Annotated in this window: 17 protein-coding genes; 12 read left to right on the top strand and 5 right to left on the bottom strand. The window is 65.1% G+C overall.

Annotation, left to right across the window (positions count from 1 at the left end):
- Positions 1-219: 219 nt before the first annotated feature.
- From FHW64_RS26320 to FHW64_RS26295, 6 genes are read left to right on the top strand one after another with little or no spacing between them, the layout of a single operon-like run.
- A complete protein-coding gene (locus tag FHW64_RS26320) occupies positions 220-1,563 on the top strand; it encodes a dicarboxylate/amino acid:cation symporter (RefSeq protein ID WP_184531194.1) in 1,344 nt (447 codons plus the stop codon).
- Between the two features lie 4 nt (positions 1,564-1,567).
- Positions 1,568-3,421 (top strand): ATP-binding protein, encoded by a 1,854-nt coding sequence (locus tag FHW64_RS26315; protein ID WP_260306374.1) that lies wholly within the window; start codon positions 1,568-1,570, stop codon positions 3,419-3,421.
- An 8-nt stretch (positions 3,422-3,429) separates the two neighbouring features.
- Entirely contained in the window at positions 3,430-4,791 is a 1,362-nt protein-coding gene (locus tag FHW64_RS26310) for a sigma-54 dependent transcriptional regulator (protein ID WP_184531193.1), read from the top strand.
- A gap of 11 nt (positions 4,792-4,802) precedes the next feature.
- Entirely contained in the window at positions 4,803-5,267 is a 465-nt protein-coding gene (locus FHW64_RS26305; protein ID WP_184531192.1) for a DUF6790 family protein, read from the top strand.
- Positions 5,268-5,315: 48 nt separating this feature from the next.
- On the top strand, positions 5,316-5,831 hold the full coding sequence (locus FHW64_RS26300) for a MarR family winged helix-turn-helix transcriptional regulator (RefSeq protein WP_260306373.1): 516 nt from the start codon (positions 5,316-5,318) through the stop codon (positions 5,829-5,831).
- Positions 5,828-6,835 (top strand): aromatic acid exporter family protein, encoded by a 1,008-nt coding sequence (locus tag FHW64_RS26295; protein WP_184531190.1) that lies wholly within the window; start codon positions 5,828-5,830, stop codon positions 6,833-6,835. Before FHW64_RS26300 ends, FHW64_RS26295 begins: the two co-directional genes overlap by 4 nt.
- Before the next feature lie 38 nt (positions 6,836-6,873).
- Here FHW64_RS26295 and FHW64_RS26290 read toward each other — a convergent pair whose 3' ends face one another.
- Positions 6,874-8,337, bottom strand: a complete 1,464-nt coding sequence (locus FHW64_RS26290) for an aldehyde dehydrogenase family protein (protein WP_184531189.1) — start codon at positions 8,335-8,337, stop codon at positions 6,874-6,876.
- A gap of 104 nt (positions 8,338-8,441) precedes the next feature.
- On the opposite strand from FHW64_RS26290, the gene FHW64_RS26285 reads away from it, so the two are divergent.
- On the top strand, positions 8,442-9,341 hold the full coding sequence (locus tag FHW64_RS26285) for a LysR family transcriptional regulator (protein ID WP_184531188.1): 900 nt from the start codon (positions 8,442-8,444) through the stop codon (positions 9,339-9,341).
- A 188-nt stretch (positions 9,342-9,529) separates the two neighbouring features.
- The gene (locus FHW64_RS26280; protein WP_184531187.1) at positions 9,530-10,306 is read left to right on the top strand and encodes a hypothetical protein; all 777 of its coding nucleotides are present in this window, start codon (positions 9,530-9,532) and stop codon (positions 10,304-10,306) included.
- A 91-nt stretch (positions 10,307-10,397) separates the two neighbouring features.
- Here FHW64_RS26280 and FHW64_RS26275 read toward each other — a convergent pair whose 3' ends face one another.
- Both FHW64_RS26275 and FHW64_RS26270 read right to left on the bottom strand, forming a co-directional pair.
- Positions 10,398-11,459: a ParB/RepB/Spo0J family partition protein gene (locus tag FHW64_RS26275; RefSeq protein WP_184531186.1), complete on the bottom strand. Its 1,062-nt coding sequence runs from the start codon at positions 11,457-11,459 to the stop codon at positions 10,398-10,400.
- Between the two features lies 1 nt (position 11,460).
- Positions 11,461-12,675, bottom strand: a complete 1,215-nt coding sequence (locus FHW64_RS26270; protein ID WP_260306372.1) for an AAA family ATPase — start codon at positions 12,673-12,675, stop codon at positions 11,461-11,463.
- 651 nt (positions 12,676-13,326) lie between these two features.
- On the opposite strand from FHW64_RS26270, the gene FHW64_RS26265 reads away from it, so the two are divergent.
- A complete protein-coding gene (locus FHW64_RS26265) occupies positions 13,327-14,724 on the top strand; it encodes a replication initiation protein (protein WP_184531184.1) in 1,398 nt (465 codons plus the stop codon).
- A gap of 5 nt (positions 14,725-14,729) precedes the next feature.
- Here FHW64_RS26265 and FHW64_RS26260 read toward each other — a convergent pair whose 3' ends face one another.
- Together FHW64_RS26260 and FHW64_RS26255 are read right to left on the bottom strand one after the other, a co-directional pair.
- Positions 14,730-15,851: an FUSC family protein gene (locus FHW64_RS26260; RefSeq protein ID WP_221210524.1), complete on the bottom strand. Its 1,122-nt coding sequence runs from the start codon at positions 15,849-15,851 to the stop codon at positions 14,730-14,732.
- Positions 15,852-15,867: 16 nt separating this feature from the next.
- Complete coding sequence (locus FHW64_RS26255) at positions 15,868-16,314, bottom strand: MarR family winged helix-turn-helix transcriptional regulator (protein ID WP_184531183.1); 447 nt, start codon at positions 16,312-16,314, stop codon at positions 15,868-15,870.
- Positions 16,315-16,480: 166 nt separating this feature from the next.
- Here FHW64_RS26255 and FHW64_RS26250 point away from each other — a divergent pair, with 166 nt between their 5' ends.
- The 3 genes from FHW64_RS26250 (at position 16,481) to FHW64_RS26240 (ending at position 18,710) form a co-directional block, all read left to right on the top strand.
- On the top strand, positions 16,481-16,978 hold the full coding sequence (locus FHW64_RS26250; protein ID WP_184531182.1) for a low molecular weight phosphatase family protein: 498 nt from the start codon (positions 16,481-16,483) through the stop codon (positions 16,976-16,978).
- Between the two features lie 124 nt (positions 16,979-17,102).
- Complete coding sequence (locus FHW64_RS26245) at positions 17,103-17,435, top strand: hypothetical protein (RefSeq protein ID WP_184531181.1); 333 nt, start codon at positions 17,103-17,105, stop codon at positions 17,433-17,435.
- A 105-nt stretch (positions 17,436-17,540) separates the two neighbouring features.
- Entirely contained in the window at positions 17,541-18,710 is a 1,170-nt protein-coding gene (locus FHW64_RS26240) for an ABC transporter substrate-binding protein (protein ID WP_184531180.1), read from the top strand.

Genomic DNA, 18,710 nt, shown 5'->3' with positions numbered 1-18,710 from the left:
GTTTGCACTGACATGCCGGTCCGGTGGGCCGGACAGCCGGCCAGACCGGGTTCCGGGAGGCCGGCAAAGGGGTCGCAGCTCGCGCATGCAAATCCCTGACAAATCAAGGACTTAGCACGGCCGATGCCGCTCGCGCGGCATGGCACACCCGTTGCACTGAGCCAGGGGTCGCCGCACACCATCGTGCGTCAAGCGTCAATGCCTACAAAGGAGACCCCAATGGACCATTCATCCGCTCCCAAACCTTTCTACAGATCGCTCTATTTCCAGGTCGTCACGGCCATCGTCATCGGCGTGCTGGTCGGGCACTTCTATCCCGCTACCGGCGAGGCGATGAAGCCGCTGGGCGACGGCTTCATCAAGCTGATCAAGATGATCATCGCGCCGATCATCTTCTGCACTGTCGTGGTCGGCATCGCCGGCATGGAAGACATGAAGAAGGTCGGCAAGACAGGCGGCATGGCGCTGCTGTACTTCGAGATCGTCAGCAGCATCGCGCTGGTCGTGGGCCTGGTGATCATCAACCTGGTACGCCCCGGCGTGGGCATGAACGTCGACGCAAGCACGCTCGACACCAAGGCCATCGCTGCATATACCGGGCCCGGCAAGATGGCGACGACGACGGAGTTCCTGCTCAACGTCATTCCCAACACCGTGGTCGATGCCTTCGCCAAGGGCGAGATCCTGCAGGTCCTGTTGTTCGCCGTGATGTTCGGCTTCGCGCTGCACAAGTTCGGCGGGCGCGGCACGCTGGTGTTCGACTTCATCGAGAAGTTCTCGCACGTGCTCTTTTCCATCGTCGGCTACATCATGAAGGTCGCTCCCATCGGCGCGTTCGGCGCGATGGCGTTCACGATCGGCAAATACGGCGTCGGCTCGCTGGTCTCGCTCGGCGCGTTGATGGCGACCTTCTATGCCACCTGCCTTTTCTTCATCTTCGTGGTGCTGGGCACGATCGCCCGACTCCATGGTTTCTCGATCTGGAAGTACATCCGGTACATCAAGGAAGAGCTGCTGATCGTGCTCGGAACGTCGTCCAGCGAGGCCGCGCTGCCACGGATGATGGCCAAGATGGAAAACCTGGGCGCCAAGAAGTCGGTCGTCGGCCTGGTCATCCCGACGGGCTACTCGTTCAACCTGGACGGCACCTCGATCTACCTCACGATGGCGGCCGTGTTCATCGCGCAGGCGACCAACACGCCGATGACGCTGGGCCAGCAGGTCACGCTGCTGCTGGTGCTGCTGCTCACCTCGAAGGGCGCCGCAGGCGTCACGGGCAGCGGCTTCATCGTGCTTGCGGCCACGCTCTCTGCAGTCGGCCACGTGCCGGTGGCCGGGCTGGCGCTGATTCTCGGCATCGACCGCTTCATGTCGGAAGCGCGCGCGCTGACCAATCTGATCGGCAATGGCGTGGCTACCCTCGTCGTCGCCAAGTGGACGGGCGACCTCGACACCGAGCAGATGCGCCGGCACCTCGACCAGGAGACGAGCGCCGAATCCGACGAGCCCGAGCGCGTCCTCGACCCCATCGTGGCGCACATGCCCACGAGCCCGGCGCGCTGAGCGCATGAAGCAGAACGGGATTCCCACTGATGCGGCCCGCCATCCCTTGTGCCATATATGGCGCATGTCGACAGCGGCCGCCCCTCCATCGCACCAGAAGCAATCGAAGCGCAAGCGCGGATGGCCGCGGTGGATCGGCGCGCTGGCCCTGATCGCGGCCGCCGCCTACATCGGCCATCAGGTCACACTGCAGGCCGGCTTGAGGAGCCTGCGCGAGACGGCCGCGCACCGGCTGGACATGCTGTCGGCCGGCTTGGGTGCCGACCTCGCGCGCTACGACTATCTGCCCGCCTTGCTGCAGATGACGCCGGTCGTGCCGGCGCTGCTCGAGACGCCATCCGACGCGCAACTCCGCGACACCGTCAATCGCTATCTCGACGGGGTCAACGCCACCGCCGGGGCCGAGATGCTCTATCTGCTCGATGCCGGTGGAACCTCGCTCGCCGCATCGGATTGGGACAAGCCCGGCACCACCGTCGGCCAGGATCTCTCGTTTCGCCCCTACGTGATCGATGCGATGAAGGCGGGACGTGGCCGCTTCTACGGCGTAGGCATCACCAGCCGAAAGCCCGGTTACTACCTCTCGTATGCATTGCGACGCGGCACGCACGTGGGCGGCGTGGTCGCGGTCAAGGTCAATCTCGAGGAAGCGGAGCATGCATGGCGCAAGCTGCCCGGCGACGTGTTGCTGATCGACGAGCGCGGGGTCGTCATCCTCTCCACGCGCGACGATCTGAAGTTCAAGCCACTGGCGCCGCTGGGCGAAGGTCAGCGCGACGAGGTTTCGCGATCCCGCCCCTACGGCGACGCGAACCTGCAGCCGCTTCGCTGGACCGTGGTGGAAGCGCTCGATGGCGATGCGCAGATCGTTGCCCTCGATGGCCGGACGAGTCTCGCGTCGACGCGAACACTTCAGGCCGCGCCCTGGCGATTGGTCGTGCTGGATGACATGGCCCCGGTGCGGGCGGCGGCGCGCTACGCCGCAGTCACGGCAAGCCTGGCCATGGCGGTCCTGCTGCTGGTGGTCGTTGCGCTGTGGCAGCGCCGGCGCGCGGTGCGCCAGAAACTCGCGAACCAGGCCGCGCTGCAGGCGGCGCATGACAGCCTCGAATCGACCGTCGTCGCAAGGACTGCGCAACTGCGAGCAGCGCAGAACGAGCTGGTGCATGCCGGCAAGATGTCGGCCCTGGGCCAGATGTCCGCGAGCCTGGTCCATGAGCTGAACCAGCCGCTGACGGCGCTTCGCACGCTGTCGGACAGTGCCGGCATCCTTCTCGATCAGGACCGCCCTGATGACGTGCGCGGCAATCTCCGCCGCATTGCAGGCATGGTGGACCGACTTGCGCGGCTGACCTCCCAGCTGAAGACCTTCGCGCACAAGAGCGACGCGCCGCGCGCGCCGGTGCACCTCGCGCGGAGCATCGCCGATGCGCAGACCGTCATCGACGCCGAAGCGAAGGCCCGCGCCGTCGACATCGAAGTCGACGTGCAGCCGAAAGAGCTCAGCGTGATGGCCGATGCGGCGGCGATGGAGAGCCTGCTCGTCAACCTGATGCGCAATGCGATCGACGCCATGCAGGATGCCCCGCTGCGCAAGCTGATAGTCGCCGCGCGGGTGCAGGACGGTCGCGTGATCCTGACCGTCAGCGATACCGGTCCGGGCATTCGCGCGGACATCCTGCCGCGGCTCTTCGAGCCCTTCGTCACCAGCAAGTCGGCCGGCGTTGGCCTGGGCCTGGGTCTCGTCATCTCGTCACAATTGGTGCTTGCCGCCGGCGGCTCGCTTCGAGCGACCAATCGCGAAGCGGGTGGCGCGTGCTTTACGGTCGATCTTCCGATCGCTGCGGGCCAGGAGTAGACAAGGCAGTGAAAGAGTCCATTTCCATTCGTGTATTGCTGGTCGAGGACGACGAGGACGTGCGACAGAGCACGGCGCAGGCGCTCGGCCTGGCCGGCATCGAGGTCGAGTCGTTCCCCAGTGTCGAGCGGGCGCGCGGGCACATCAGTCTCGGCGCCCCCGTGGTGGTGGTCTGTGACGTGCGCTTGCCCGGTGCGAGCGGCGTCGACTGGCTGCCGGAAATCCGCACCATCGACGCTGAACTCCCCGTGATCCTGGTCACCGGTCATGGCCACATCGCGATGGCGGTGCAGGCGATGCGCGAGGGGGCCTACGACTTTGTCGAGAAGCCCTTCACGTCCGAACGCCTGATTGCCACGGTGCGCCACGCCGTGGAGCGCCGGCAATTGACGCTGCAAGTGCGCGCGCTGCACGACGCGCTCGACAACTGGAACGGCATCCAGGGTGTGCTGATCGGGCGTTCCGCGCAGATGCAGCAAGTCCGCGCGACCGTCATGACCCTGGCCGGAACGTCGGCGGACGTTCTCATCTACGGCGAGACCGGGACCGGCAAGGAACTCGTCGCGCGCTGCCTGCACGACCACGGCAATCGCAGGCGCCAGCACTTCGTGCCGCTCAATTGCGGCGGCCTGCCCGAAGCACTCGCCGAGAGCGAACTCTTCGGGCACGAGGCGGGCGCCTTCACGAGCGCGAACCGCATGCGGGTGGGCAAGTTCGAATATGCGCACGGCGGCACGTTGTTCCTCGACGAGATCGAAAGCATGCCGATGGCCGTGCAGATCAAGCTGCTGCGGGCGCTGCAGGAGCGAAGCATCGAGCGCATCGGATCCAACAAGCCCATTCCCTTCGATTGCCGCGTGGTGGCCGCCAGCAAGGAAGACCTCAAGTCGCTGAGCGACCAGCAGAAGTTCAGGGCCGACCTGTACTACCGCATCGGCGTCGCCTTGATCGAGCTGCCGCCGCTGCGCGAGCGTCGCGAAGACATCCCGTTGCTCTTCGAGCATTTCACCCTGCTCGCGGCCAGCAAGTACGACCGTCCAGCGCCCCTGTTGAGCAGCGCCCAGCTGAGCGACCTCATGGCGTACGCATGGCCCGGCAATGTGCGCGAACTGCGCAATGTCGCCGACCGGTTCGTGCTGGGCCTGCTGGGGGAACGCCTCACGCAGTTGCGCGGCGTGGCAGAGGCGCCGGACGATCTTCCGCGCGGACTGCCGCAACAGGTGGAGTCCTTTGAACGTGCAGTCATCGTCGAGGCACTTCGCCGGCATCGCGGAGACCAGACCGCGACCGCCACCGCGCTCGCCATTGCGCGCCAGACGCTCTTCGACAAGCTGCGCAGGTTCGGCATTTCGGCGGACGAGTTCAAGTAGAGGACCTGCACATGTACTACGTCGTGGTGGCTGCGCTGATGTTCGCCCTGCCCTTGTTCTCGATCGTCAGCGAGATGGTGCAAGGCGGTGCGGCGCTGACGCCACTCCTCGTTGCGAAGTGGTACGTGTTCTGGGCGGTGGGATGGCGCCTGTTCCTTGCGGGCGTCCGGCAGGTCGCCCAGCCCAGCTATACCGCGCGTGCGATCCTGGGACTGAAGAGCGACGACTCCCTGGTTGTCGTGCGCGAGCTTGGATTCGCCAATCTCTCGATCGGCACGCTAGGCATCGCGAGCATCGCCATCCCGTCATGGCAGCTGGCGGCCGCTTTGGCTGGAGGCATCTTCTATGCGCTGGCCGGCGTGGCCCACGTGCTGCAGCCGCACCGCAATCGCCTTGAGAACGTGGCCATGCTTTCCGACCTGTTCGCTGCAGCCGTGCTGCTGGGGACTTGCATCGCTGCCTTCATGGGACGCTGACCAACGCGGTCTGACCCGGACGCTGGGCGACTCCTCAAAAAGGAAGATTTGTCTTACTATTTGGCGATGACGTCTCCATCGCCCGACACTGCGCCCGTCGCCATCCGCCTGCGCGCTGCGCTGTCCCAGATCAACCGCGAACTGCGCGCCGGAATGACGCCCTCAACGCTCGGCCGCGCAGCGCTCAGCACGCTCGGACAGCTCCACCGCTTCGGATCGCTGACACCCACTCAGCTCGCCCAACATGAAGGCGTGCGGCTGCAGACCCTCACGCGTCTGCTCGCCGAACTCGAGGCTGACGGGCGGATCACGCGCCGCCCGCACCCGCAGGACGGCCGCCAGACCGTGCTCGCGCTGAGCGCGCGGGGGGCGCGCGAAATCACCAGGGAAGCGCGTAGGCGCGAGGCGGTCCTTGCTGCCGCGATCGCAGGAGGATTCGATGGCGCCGAGCGCACAGCGCTTTTGCGCGCCTGTGCACTGCTCGAGCGTCTTGGGGAAGAACTGCACGCCGGAGAACCCTCGGACACCACGAGGGCGAAGCGCACCGAGGGCATCGCGCGATGAGCCAGTTGCCGGCCTCCGCGGAGGCGGCGGCACTCGAGTCTGCGCGCTGGTGGCGCAGGCCGGAGGCGCGCCATGGCGGACAACTCGTCGCGGCAGTGCTGCTTTCCTACGGTGCCTCGGCTGCGATGGGCCTGCCTGAGAGCTTGTGGGCGGTGATGAGCGCGGTCATCGTGGTGCGGCCCACGATCGGCTCGAGTCTCGGCGTCGGCTGGCAGCGCGTGCAGGGCACGGTGCTCGGTGCGCTGCTCGCCCTTGTCGGGGTCTGGCTGCACCAGCACGGGATGAACAGCGCAGTGGCGACGGTTGGGGTCGTTGGGGCGCTTGCCTATGGCAGCGCAATGCTGCCAGCGCTGCGCAGCGCGCCGATCGCCGCACTGATCGTTCTAGGCGGCGCCGCAGTCGCCGGGCACTCGGCGTTGCAGATTGCGTTGCTGCGTGTACTCGAGATTTCGGTTGGGGTCGGGGTCGGCCTGTTGATCTCGCTGACTGACGGGAGCGCGCGTGCCGCTGCGCGCTTCGACGAGGAATGCAGCGCGATCCTGCGCCGGCTCGCGAACGACACGGGCATGCTGATCTTCGAAGATATCCGTCCATCTGCGAAGCGCGAAGCAGCTTCCGATGCGGCACGCGCTGCATTGCGGGAGCTTGCGGTGCTGGCCGAGGGCGCGGACCGCGAGATGCGCTGGCGGCAGTTCTGGGAACGCAGGACGCAAACACCGCCCGCGCGTCCGCACCGGACGGCCGCGCGATTGCTCGCGCGTCTCTCACATGATGTCGGGCTGTTTGATCGGCTTGCCGGCGGACCAAGCAACGAACCTGAGCGGTGCGAACTCGTCGAGGCCTTGAAGCACGCGCTCGTCAGCACCGCAGACCAGATCGCCGGTCTCGGAGCGCAGGATCTGCAGCCGTTGAAACGCTGTGCCTCTCAAGCCGCATGGACCGCCGTGGCTGTAAAGCTGCTGTCCCAAGACCTGATCGGTCTTGCGCGAATGCGCGTGCGCTGAGGGTCGGCACTGGCTGCTGACCGCCACGTGACGGAATTTCAGGTGTACTTGATGGCCACGTCACTGCGACTGGCGGGACTGCGCGTGATCGTCTTGGGCTCCAGGAATGCCTCCAGCCCAAGCACTCCGAACTCGCGTCCCACGCCTGACTGCTTGACGCCGCCAAACGGCGCCAGCAGATCTGGCACAACGCGATTGATCAGTACTGTCCCCGCCTGCAACCGGGACGCGACGCCGCGAGCGCGGGCCTCGTCGGTCGAGAACACATACGCCTGCAGTCCGTAGGCCGAATCGTTGGCGATCGCGACGGCCTCGTCCTCGGACTCGAACGCGACGAGCGACAGAACCGGGCCAAAGATCTCCTCGCGCGCGATGTCCATGTCGTTGCGGACGCCGGCGAACACAGTCGGCCGCACGAACCAGCCGCGCCCGAGCCCCTCGGGCCTCCCCTCCCCGCCAGCGACCAGCGTCGCGCCCTGCTCGAGGCCACGGCGGATGAAGTGCTGGACGCGGTCGAACTGAGCGCGATTGACCATCGGGCCGATCACGGTCGCCGGATCGCGCGGATCTCCGACGCGCAGCGCACTGACGGCGACCTTCACGCGCTCGATTGCCTCGGCCATTCGAGCGCCTGGGATCAGGAGCCGTGTGCCGGCTACGCAGGCCTGGCCGCTGTTCATGAAGGCTGCGGCGATCGCCAGCGGGATCGCCGCGTCGAGGTCGGCGTCTTCCAGCACCAGGGACGCCGACTTGCCGGTCAGTGCCAGGCTCACGCGCTTCATCGTGTCCACCGCCGCGCGCGCGATCAGCTTGCCGGTCGGCGTCGAGCCGGTGAATGACAGCTTCGCCACGCTTCCGTGTCTGCCGATCTCCGCGCCCACATCGGCGCCGCGGCCGGTCACGACGTTGACGACGCCCGGCGGCAGTCCTGCGTCATGCAGCGCGCGCGTGACGACGTGCGCCTGAATCGGGCTGAGCTCGCTCGGCTTGAGCACCGTCGCGCAGCCGGCCGCGATCGCGGAGGCGAGCTTGCTGCACATCGTGCCCGCCGTGCTGTTCCAGGGCGCGAAGAGTCCGGAGACACCAACCGGCTCCATCGCGACCGTGGACACGCCATCCACGCCCGCCGGACGCTCGAACTCGTACGCCGCCAATGTCCGCGCCGCGTCTCCGAAACATTGCGACGCGTAGTTGGCGACCCACCGGGCGCGCGACACGGGACCGCCGTACTCCTCGATCGTGGCGTCGCGGATCGCGTCGGCATGCGCCAGAAGCGCGGCTTGCAGGCGCTCCAGCATCGCCATGCGCTCCGCCTTCGTCGTCCGCGCGAAGGCGGGCTGCGCCCGCATCGCTGCGTCGATCGCGCGGCGCGCGTCGTCGAGGCCCGCGAGTCGGGCACGGCCGATCACCTCCTCGGTGGCCGGGTTGACGATGTCGACGACCTCGTCCCCGGTCGCGGAGGCGAAGGCGCCGTCGATGTAGATCTGGTCGATGGTCTGCAAGGCTGTTCCTCGTGGATGAACGAGGCAAATCTAGGCGTTGAGGCGTGTTTCGATAAGCCGGACATTGGTGGATGATTCATCCAGAAAGACGGAACAATCCCCACATGCAGAAGGACAGCCTGACCGAATTCGAAGTAGTGCTCGCGGTCGCGCGCCGGCAAGGTTTCCGGCTGGCCGCCGTCGAGCTGGAGATGTCGACGAGCGCCGTCAGCAACGCGGTGGCGGGATTGGAGGCACGGCTGGGCGTGCGGCTGTTCCACCGCACGACGCGCAGCGTCTCGCTGACCGAAGCGGGCCGGGACTTCGTCGCGCGCATCGGGCCGGCGGTGGCGCAGATTCAGGAAGCGGTGGCCACGGCCGGCGATCGCTCCGGTGCGCCGGCTGGCACGCTTCGAATCAACAGCTCGCTGGGCGCGGCGCTCATGGTGTTTCGGCCGATCCTGGCCGAGTTCCTTCGCCGTTATCCGGACATGACGGTCGACGTCGTGACCGAGGGGCGCCTCGTCGACATCGTCGCCGAGGGCTTCGACGCCGGCTTGCGGCTGAGCCCGAACGTGCCGCGAGACATGATCCGGGTCGCGATCGGCCGGCCGGTCCGGATGGCAGTCGTTGGCTCGCCTGGTTACTTCGAGCGCCACGGCACGCCGGAAACGCCTTCGGCACTTGCCCATCACGCCTGCATCCGTGCGCGGTTGCCCAGCGGACTGCCCTCGCCCTGGGCTTTCGCGCCTTCAGCAAAGCACGGCGAGACGATCGACGTGCCGGGCCCTCTGGTGCTGGATTCGCCGCTGCTGATGCTCGAAGCGGCACGCGAGGGCGTGGGCCTTGCGCAGATCGCGGATTGGTACGTGGCCGACGACGTCGCCAACGGTCGCCTTCGTCGCGTGCTTGACGAATGGGCGGCACCGCTGCCCGAGCTGTGCCTGTATTACTCAGGGCACCGCCACGTCCCGGTGGGGCTGCGCGCATTGATCGACCTCATTCGCGAGATGAACCGGCGCTAGTCGACCGCACTGTTTCACGACATTTTGATACGTGCGTTTTTTTCTTTACGCGACAAGAAGTTACGTGCTTTTTCAGGTGTTTTGATCGAGATGTTCCACGGAAACTGAGGTCGACAAAGGAATTTGTTGCTGTTGAGCAGGCTAGTGGACCATAATTAGGTTATTGAATAACCATACTATGAGCGCCCATGACCGAATCGCACATCCTGTCGGCGCCGATTGAACCCGACGCACCGCCCTCCTCCTCGTCTCCGGCTTCAGCCACCGCTCCGCCTTGGCCGACGACTTGCACACTCGCAGAGCTGGGACGCATCCTGACGATGATGCATGGGCCTCAGGCGCCCTCGGAATCTTCGCTCAAGAAGTGGAACGCCATGGGCATCTTCGAAGGATGCGCGTCCGACGAGCTGGGCGCGATCGCGGACGCCGGCGTGTCATTCACCCAGGAAAGCCTGCGTCGACCACGACGTGCCGGACGCCCTGGGCTGCGCCTGAACACCGAGTTGGCGATCGAGCGCGTCCAAATTCAATGGCCTCATCTCGTGCATGCCGACACGCAGGCCATCGTCGAACTGGCGGTCGCCCGCACAGCCGATCGCCTGCAGTCCGCTGTTGCGCGACTCTCGCCGTCGGGTTCTGTTGCCGAAGCTTCCCCGGCGCCCCACTCCAGAACCAGTGTCATTCTGGAAAAGGTGGAGGAGCAACTCGCCACGCTCCATGAAGAAATGGTGGCCGTCAAACGCGAGCTCGCGCAGTTCTCCGCCTTGCGCAACAACCTCATCACCAGGCTCGATGAGGCAGTCGCGCGTGCCCAGGACGCACTGTCGGGACATGCTCCCGGCGCCGGACCCGATCCGCTCGTCGAGGCCCGACGAGATCGCGACATGGGCGTACTGAAGTCGATGATGAGCGACATCCTGGAGGCCATCGAGCGTATTGAGAATCGAGGCGCGCCTGGCTCGTGAGGGTGGTGAACGGTTCACCACCCTGCCCGGCTCCATGAAAAAAGGGGGTGGTGAACCGTTCACCACCCCCTTCTTGTTAGCTTCGCTCGCGTCAACTCAGAACTGATCGCAGTGCCTTTTCCACTTCGGCCTGAAGGGCCGCACTGACTGGTCGATCGAACTTCAGCAGCAATCGGCCCTTCTTGTCCTTGACTACGGAGACCTTGCCGGCGCGTCCCACGATCTCGGACGCCGAAGAGACGGGAGCCGCATCCGATGCTTCCCCAATCAGGGCAGCATAGATAGTCCCGGGCGTCACGGTCGCACCGCTGTGCCGCACGCGCCGCGCACGCTCCATCAGTCCATCGGGATCTCGCTGCAAGGCTTCGCTCAAAGGCTTTGCCCAGCGATACTGAATCTCGACCGGCGAATCGAAAGCCTGCACCACCACGTCCGGCAACTGGGCAACGCCCACAGCCTTGCTGACCAGTCCATGGTCCACGCCCACCGCCTCAGCCAGCTTCCGCATCGATTCGAACAGGCCGGATTCCAGCGCATTCAAATACATCACGCCCTGTTCGTACGCGGAAAGATCTTCCCGTTTGCGATTCTCACGATCCATTTCACCGAACAGCTCGCGGTCGCTCATCGACTTGATCACCGCACTGACCGGCAAGCCCAGTTCCAGGCACGCAGCGTGACGGCGATGCCCGAACACAACTTCATACTGAATCGGCGGTTCCGCGCCCTTCTCCGCTTCGCTCAGATCTTCTTCGCGCACCGGCCGAACCTTGATCGCCTGCACGTTGCCGCCAGCGCTTCGGATGTCTTCCTTCAGTTCGGCAAACTCGCGCATCGCAAAAGCGGTCTGGTGGCGATTCGCCCAGCGTGAACGGCGGATGGTCCGCGGGTCCAACTGCCTGACCGGATCCGCACCCACAAACGGCGCATGATCTCTTTCGAGTTGCTCCAACCGCTTGTTGGCCACGGACTCCGCTTGCATGAACGCCGCCATGCCGCCGATCGCGGTGCGCGGTGGCCGCGCTGCGATGCTGGGCGCTACTGCCGCCGGCACTGGCGAATTGGCAGCCGGCGGGTGTGACTCCGGCAAGCTCGCCGCGTCGGACGGCAAAGTGATCGCATTGCCCTTCTCGAGAAATCGACGACTCGCCATCTCAGACTCCTTCCATCATCACGGGACGAACCGGAGCTTCAGACGCATGACTCAGGTTCTTGAGCCAGACCGCACGAACCACGCCCTCCATGTAAGCCACCAGGTTGTCATAGGCCTCGCGGGCGCGCTTGTAGGTCCGCGCGTTCCAGTCGTACCTGGAAATGTCATAGACCGTGTTGAACTCCGCGCTCGCAGCCGAAGTGACCACCGTTCGGGGAATCTCCGCCGGCAGCACCTTGTCGCCGTAGGTCTGGATGATCCACTTACGCACCATCGTGCTGGCGTCATCGCTGTCGACCCGCGACAGCAATACGTTGATGAAATCGAAGGTCTTGGTGCTGCCGCCGGCGCCGATCAGGTTCTCGGTGAGGTCGGTGAACAAGGTCCAGAACTGCGCGCCCGAAGCAAAGTCCAGGGCATTCGGCGGCAACGGCATGATGATCCCGTTGCTCGCCATCAGCGCGTTGACGGTGCCATAGGAAAGCGCCGGCGCGGTGTCGATGATGATCACGTCGTAGTCTTCGCGTACATCGTCGATGCCGAGGTTCAGCACATTCCAGAACTCGAATCCGTTGGCCATTTCCTTGACCTGCCGGGCCGGCAGGTTGAACTCGATGCCGAAGAGCAGGGGCGCCGCGGCCACGATGTCGAGACCGTCCCAGTAGGTCGGGCGGATTGCGTAGCGGATGGAATCCTCCTCGCCGAGCGCGAGCAGCATGAAGGTGTCTTCCTCCTGGACGTCCAGATCCGGCACCAGGCCGGTCAGCGTCGACAACGAACCCTGGGGATCTGCGTCGATGATCAGAACCCGATGCCCCAGCAGCGTGAGCCCCTGGGCCAGCGTCATCGCCGTGGTCGACTTCCCGACCCCTCCCTTGAAGTTGGCGATGCTGATCACCACTGCCTCGGCGCCAGCCGGCCGCAGCCGGTTGCGACGGAACTCCTTGACCCAGGTTCGCGTCTCCGCGAGACTGAATTCCCTGCGGCGGCTCTTGGCGTCGAAGTTGCCTTGGGGCAGGGGAGAAAGGTCGCTGTTCTTCATCCGATAGCTGAACTGGCCGGGCTCCAACCCGCAACGCTCGGCCACCTCCTTCTGGATGAAGACAGGGCTCGTCTTCTGGGCCGACGGCGCCAGCATCTTGGCCCGCACCGCGCCGACCATCTCGCTGGCCCGCTGCGCCTGCAGCTTGATGTCCGCCATGGTCGAAGTCTTCAAAAAGATCTCGGTCGGACTTGTTTGAGTTAGTTCGTTCATCCACACTCCTTTGCTCAGATGCATTTCACACATTCCATTTTGTGTGATTTGGGCAAATTGTCCCCGATCGCACAAAATCCTCCAACACAAATCCCGAAATCGCTCATGTGAGAGGACCGGAGGAGTTCTTCTGGTTTGAAACCCCCCTGGGTACGGGTTGAAGAGATAGAAATCCTTTCAAAGCCTCTAATACCTTTAGGCGAGAAAATATCTAATAAAATCAACGACTTACATTGCTTTTTCGAGAATCAACAGGAGGCATTCGAGCTTTTGCAGGATTCAACCGGGGTGGGCTCGGGATCAGATCCGAGGCCCCGCAGGAGCCCAGCTGTGTGGGTTCGGGGGCGCCCAAACGTCGCAAAAAGACCAAAAAACGGCGCTGCGGACTCATTCCGAGGGCTTTGACCTGAGCTTCAACGGGAAAAGTTGGCCCCCTGATGCGGCAATTTGGTGCGAAGCAACATGAGCTTCCACGGGATTCAGGGTGATGCCGCCTGTCCGCCACGTGTGTGGCCCCCGGTTCACATCGCCCGCGACCCGGGTCTCCATACATGAAAATGCGCTTTCATCTGACGCTGAAGGCGGTTACAGTCCGCGCACCGCTCTTTCCACATGCCCCTTACTTACTCATCCGTCGACACCGAACTGCGCCAGGACGTCACGCCAGTGGGCGTCGTCGACGACTACCAACCGCTCAAGAAGCCGGTCAACGCGCTTGCGGTAGTGGCGCAGAGCGAGCGAATCACGGTGCTCGCGCGCAAGACCTACAACGTGTTGCTGAGCCTGGCCCAGGACGAATTGCGGAAGGGCGCCGAGGTGGAAGTCCACCGCGCGCCGCTCGAAGAAGTGGTTCATCTATTGCGCTACGACTCGAACGACATCGCGGTCGTCAAGAAGCACCTGCGCTCGATGGTCAAGACCACGGTCGAATGGCAGTCGCCGACAACGGGGGAGGGGAGTCGCTGGACGGTCTGCGGCCTGCTTTCCCAATGCGAACTGGAGAAAGTGCGCAACCAGGTCTGGGTGTCATGGGCCTTCGCGCCGGCCTTGCGCCACGAGCTGCTGAATCCGCGCGTCTTCGCGCGCATGAACCTCGCCATGGTCTCGCAGCTCACGACCCATGCCGCCGTCTTTCTCTACGAGCTGGCCTGCCGCTACCAGAACGTCACCAAGAGCCCCCGCCAAGCGTGGCGCTGGTGGCACGATCCGATGACCGGCCGGGTGCCCGATCCCGATCGGCTCGAGAAGCTGGACTACTCGTTCTTTAAACGCGACGTACTCAAGCCTGCGATCGCGCAGGTCAACGCCAACACCGATTTCACGATCGAACTGGTCGAGCACAAGAGCGGCCGCTTCATCAACGAGATCCAGTTCAACATCAAGGTGAAGGACCAGCGCCTGCCCGGACTGCAGCAGGCGCCCGAAAAAGCCGACCTCGAATCGATGCGCCAGGCACGGGAGATGGGTATCACCGATGCCCGCGTCGAAAAGATCGTCGACACCTACGGCTCGGAAGCGCTCGCGAGTGCCCTGCCGGAACTGCGCCGACGCGTCGAGAGCACCTTTCCGGCGCCAGTGCGCGATCCCGAGCGCTATCTGATGTCGCTGATGCCCGGCCATGCACAACGCGCGGTGGCCAATGCCGTCGCGCGGGAAGCCCGCAAGGATCCGGACAGCCCCGAGTCGCTCGAAATCCAGGGTCGCCGCCGCCAAGCCTACGAGACCGCATGGAAAGAGCGCCGCCTCGCGAACATCGAGGCGGACTTCCGCGCGCGCCAACCCGAGAGCCAGCAGCAGACCATCCACGATCTGCTCGCGGCCATGGAAGCGCAGGATTTGCATCCGCAGATCATCAAGCGCTTCAAGAAGGACGGCTGGTCCCATCCACTGGTGAAAGGGCGCTTTCTGGCGATGTATGCCGAAGCCACCATCGGCACGGGCTGGAACGTCCCCAGCGACGAAGACCTGCTCGCCGTCGCCGCGCACCTGGGCGACGCCGGCGTGATCTGACCGGCTCAGCCGGGCTGCTTCCTGGCGTGGTGCGTCGCCAGATGCACCCGGTCGTCCATCGTCGAGAACACCAGCGCGAAAGCAATGCCGACTACCGCGCCGAGCGCCGTGTCGAGCACCCGCGCCATGGGCATCGCCGACGCAGCGGCGGGTGATGCAAGCGAAGTCATCAGCAAGGCCATCGGCGTGACGAACACCAAGCCGAAGGCGTAGTTGAAGCCGATCACCACCTCGGTGATGAACTGCAGCACGACCACGGCAAGAAGCACGATCCAGAACGACGGATGGTTGGCGAGGATCAGCCCCGCGACGGCGGCACCGAGGACCGTTCCGACCATCCGCTGCACTGCCCGGTGCATCGTGATGTGCAAGTGGCCGCCCTGCAGGACTGCCGTCGCGCCGATCGCGGCCCAGGCGGGGAAGGGCAGGGCCGCGGCGTGCGCCAGCATCGATGCGATGGCCGTGCAGAGAGCGACGCGGCCGGCCGCGATCAACCAGTGACCCGTTGGCCGGACACTCCCGGGCGCAGGGGAGGGCGGCGTGCTGTCGGATCGAAGACCGTCCGTGAGGCGGCACACGATCAGGGCCACCGCGACGCCGGCGGCGGTGAGCGCCGTGCGCACGACCACGGTGTCCCATGAATCCACCGGCCCCAGCGCTGCGGAGGCCGCGAAGACGAAGATGACCGCCCCTGGTCCGCCGATTCGCCACTGTGTCACCGCCACGGTCAACGCGCCGGCGAGCAGCGCGAGGCACAGCAGCATCGATGCGGGCGACGCGCCAGCGTGCGCGACAAGCGACGGCAGGCCGACAGAGACCAGCAGCAGCGCACCCGCGAGGGCGACGATGCGCATGCGTCGGCCGGCGGGCGCGAATCGGCCAAACAGCGCGGCCAGGGCGCCCAGCGCGGTAAAGCCCTCGAGATGTGCCCACGGCGAAAAATGCGCGAGCGCTACCGCGATCAGCACCGAAATCGACACCTGCATGCCCGCGACTGCCGCGTTGCGCAGCGGCGGGCGGGGTGCGACCGAGAGGCTTTCGCGAATGCGGGCCGGCGCCAGCAGGAGGCGGATCGATTCGCCCCGCCCGACATGGCGCGGCTTCCGGGTATCAGATTGGGCAGTCATGGAGCGTGCGCGTGGATCAGTTCGATGCGGCGATGCGCGCTTCGATCTTCTCGAACGCACGCAGAAGAACGCCGGCCTCTTCGTCGTCGATATCTGCGAGCAACTCGTCTTCGATCGCTGCCAGTCGCTTGCGGATCGAGGCAAGCGCGCGGCGTCCGGCCTGCGTGAGATGGAGCAACTTCACCCGGCGATCGGAGGGGTGCGGCCGGCGCTCGACCAGTTGCTGGTCGACCAGGATGTCGAGCAGCCGGACCAGGCTGGATCCGTCGAGCCCCGCGGCGGCGGCAAGCTGGCTTTGCGAGATGCCGTCGCCCAGTTCGTGCAGGTGGACCAGCGCCGACCAGGTCGCGTCGCTCAGTCCCGCTGAAGAAAGCCGCGCGTCGAGCGCCTGCCGCCAGCGACGGGCGAGCCCGACGAGACGGATGCCGATGCGTCGATGGTGTTCGGGGGATTTCGTGGCCATGGATGGGATTATATCCAAATCATTTGAATTCAAATGATTTTGGTGCTTCGCTCATGCGGCAGTGCAAAAAGAAGGGGCCAGCATCGGGCCCCAGGGCAATCATCGCTTGCCGACTTCGTCCGGCTTGCCTACGCTACGTCTTACCGTTCGTTTCAGACAGTTTGCAATGGCCCTCAAGCGGTTCGTCGTGATCTTTGTTTCGCGTCGCAACACCCTGCGCAGCATCCTCGCCCAGGCCTGCCTCACCCATCTCGGAAGCGACCGCTTTGCGGCGTACTCGTGCGGCCACCCCGCGTATTTCGGCGACAGCATCGATCCGGCTGCCATCAGCGCACTCACGACCGCGCGCATGCCCGTGCCGTCAGTGACGCCTCGCAGCTGGGGTGAATTGGTGCGCAGTGGTTCGCCGCAGGCCAATTTCGTGATCACGCTCGACGCCGAGATGCTGTCGCTGCAGCCAAACTGGCCCGGTCAGCCTGACGCCGCGCTCTGGGACTTTCCGGACGTCGCTGCGATGAGCAACCCTGACGACGCCTCTCGTGCAGCGCTCCAGATGCTCTACGCATTGCGCCGACGGCTCGAGTTGATGATCAGCCTGCCGCTGCACGGCGCAGACCGGGATGCGATCCGGTCGGACGTGCGCGATCTCGCATACATGCAGTAACGGAATCGCTCGAAAGCGCTTCGCGGAAGTTCTTCGGAGGCTCTGTCAAGTGCTGTCCGAGGGATACCGCTCTAATCGCGCGCTTGACGCACTTCGGTCGGTACTGACAATGTTGCATTGCAACATGAACGATGAGAGCGTCACCGTCCAGCTCCGCGACCGCCTTGAAGACCTGGCGGCGGAAATCGGGCATGCGCGAAAGGGCATGGAGCTGGGGCACCTCGCGGCGCTGTGTTTCTGCGAGGTCCGTCCATGGGCCCGTCGCGCCGGTGAAGGCCGGCTGGCCGACCTCTCGTGGCGCCTTTCGATCCAGCCGCTGCCGATCGACCGAAGGGCCTTTCTCATGCAGATCGATCGCTTGATCGAAGAGCTCGAGCAGATCTGCACGCGCGCCGGCATTGGCATGGCCGCAGCCACCCTGCGCCAGGCCCGCACAGAGCAGCCCGACTCGACCTGATCGGCATATATGAAAAGGTGCTAAGCCTGTACCTTTTTATTCGTTCACCCGCCAGCCCCGCGTTCCAAGAATGGACGTCTTTCGCACTTCCAGAGCAAGACTTCCATGCTTCATCGACAGCGCTTTCTCCGCTTCGCGGCCACGTTGCTGCTGGCTCCCATGCTCGCCATCGCGGCGCCCGCCACCGGCGAGCCCGTTCTCTTCGGCGTCAGCGGTCCCCTGACGGGGCAGAACGCGCAGTACGGCGCGCAATGGAAGGCGGGCTTCGACCTCGCGCTCGATCAGATCAATGCCGACGGCGGCATCCACGGTCGCCCACTCGCCTACGTGTTCGAAGACAGCCAGAGCGACCCACGCCAGGCGGTCGGCCTCGCGCAGAAGTTCGTCAACGACAAGCGCATCCGCATCGAGCTCGGCGATTTTTCCAGCCCGGCCTCGATGGCGGCATCGCCGATCTATCAACGCGCGGGCCTCGTGCAACTGGGCTTCACCAATTCGCATCCTGACTTCACCAAGGGCGGCGACTATGTGTGGAGTCCTTCGATCAGCCAGTCCGATTCGCAGCCCTTGCTCGCCGACCTCGCGGTCAAGACGCTGGGCTTCAAGCGCGTGGCAGTGCTCTATCTCAACACCGACTGGGGCCGTACCAGCCGCGATGTCTTCGTCAAGGCAGCGCAGGAGCGTGGCGCGCAGGTGGTGGTCGCCGAGGGCTACCAGCCTGACGAGAAGGACTTCCGCTCGACCCTGGTGCGCGTGCGAGATGCGAATCCCGACGGCCTCGTCCTCATCTCGTACTACCCCGACGGCGCGCTGATCGCAGGGCAGGTGCGCAGCGTCGGCCTCAAGCAGCCGATCGCGGCCAGCGGCTCGGTGTACTCGCCCAAGTTCATCGAACTCGGCGGCGCGGCGGTCAACGGCATCTTCACCAACACGGCCTTCTTCCCCGAGGAGCCGCGCGCAGAGGTGCAGGACTTCGTCAAGCGCTTCCAGGCCAAGTACGGCAAGGAGCCCGACGCGTTCAATGCGTATGCCTATGACGCTGTCGTGATCGCCGCTGCTGCGTTGCGGCAGGCCGGTCCCGATGCCGATCGCAAGGCAGTGCGCGACGCGTTCTACAAGATCAAGGACGTGCCCAGCGTGGTCTTCGGCAAGGCGAACTTCGATCCCGAGAGCCGTCGCATCATCGGCGTGAAGAGCGTCGACCTCGTCGTGAAGGACGGCAAGTGGGCGCTGGGCGACGCCAAGGCGCGCGCCTCGGTCGCGTCCGCGAAGTAG

The organism is Variovorax sp. Sphag1AA, assembly GCF_014192575.1.
Taxonomy (GTDB): domain Bacteria; phylum Pseudomonadota; class Gammaproteobacteria; order Burkholderiales; family Burkholderiaceae_C; genus Variovorax.
Note: the sequence above shows the minus strand (reverse complement) of the source record. Positions and strands in the feature narration are given on the sequence as shown.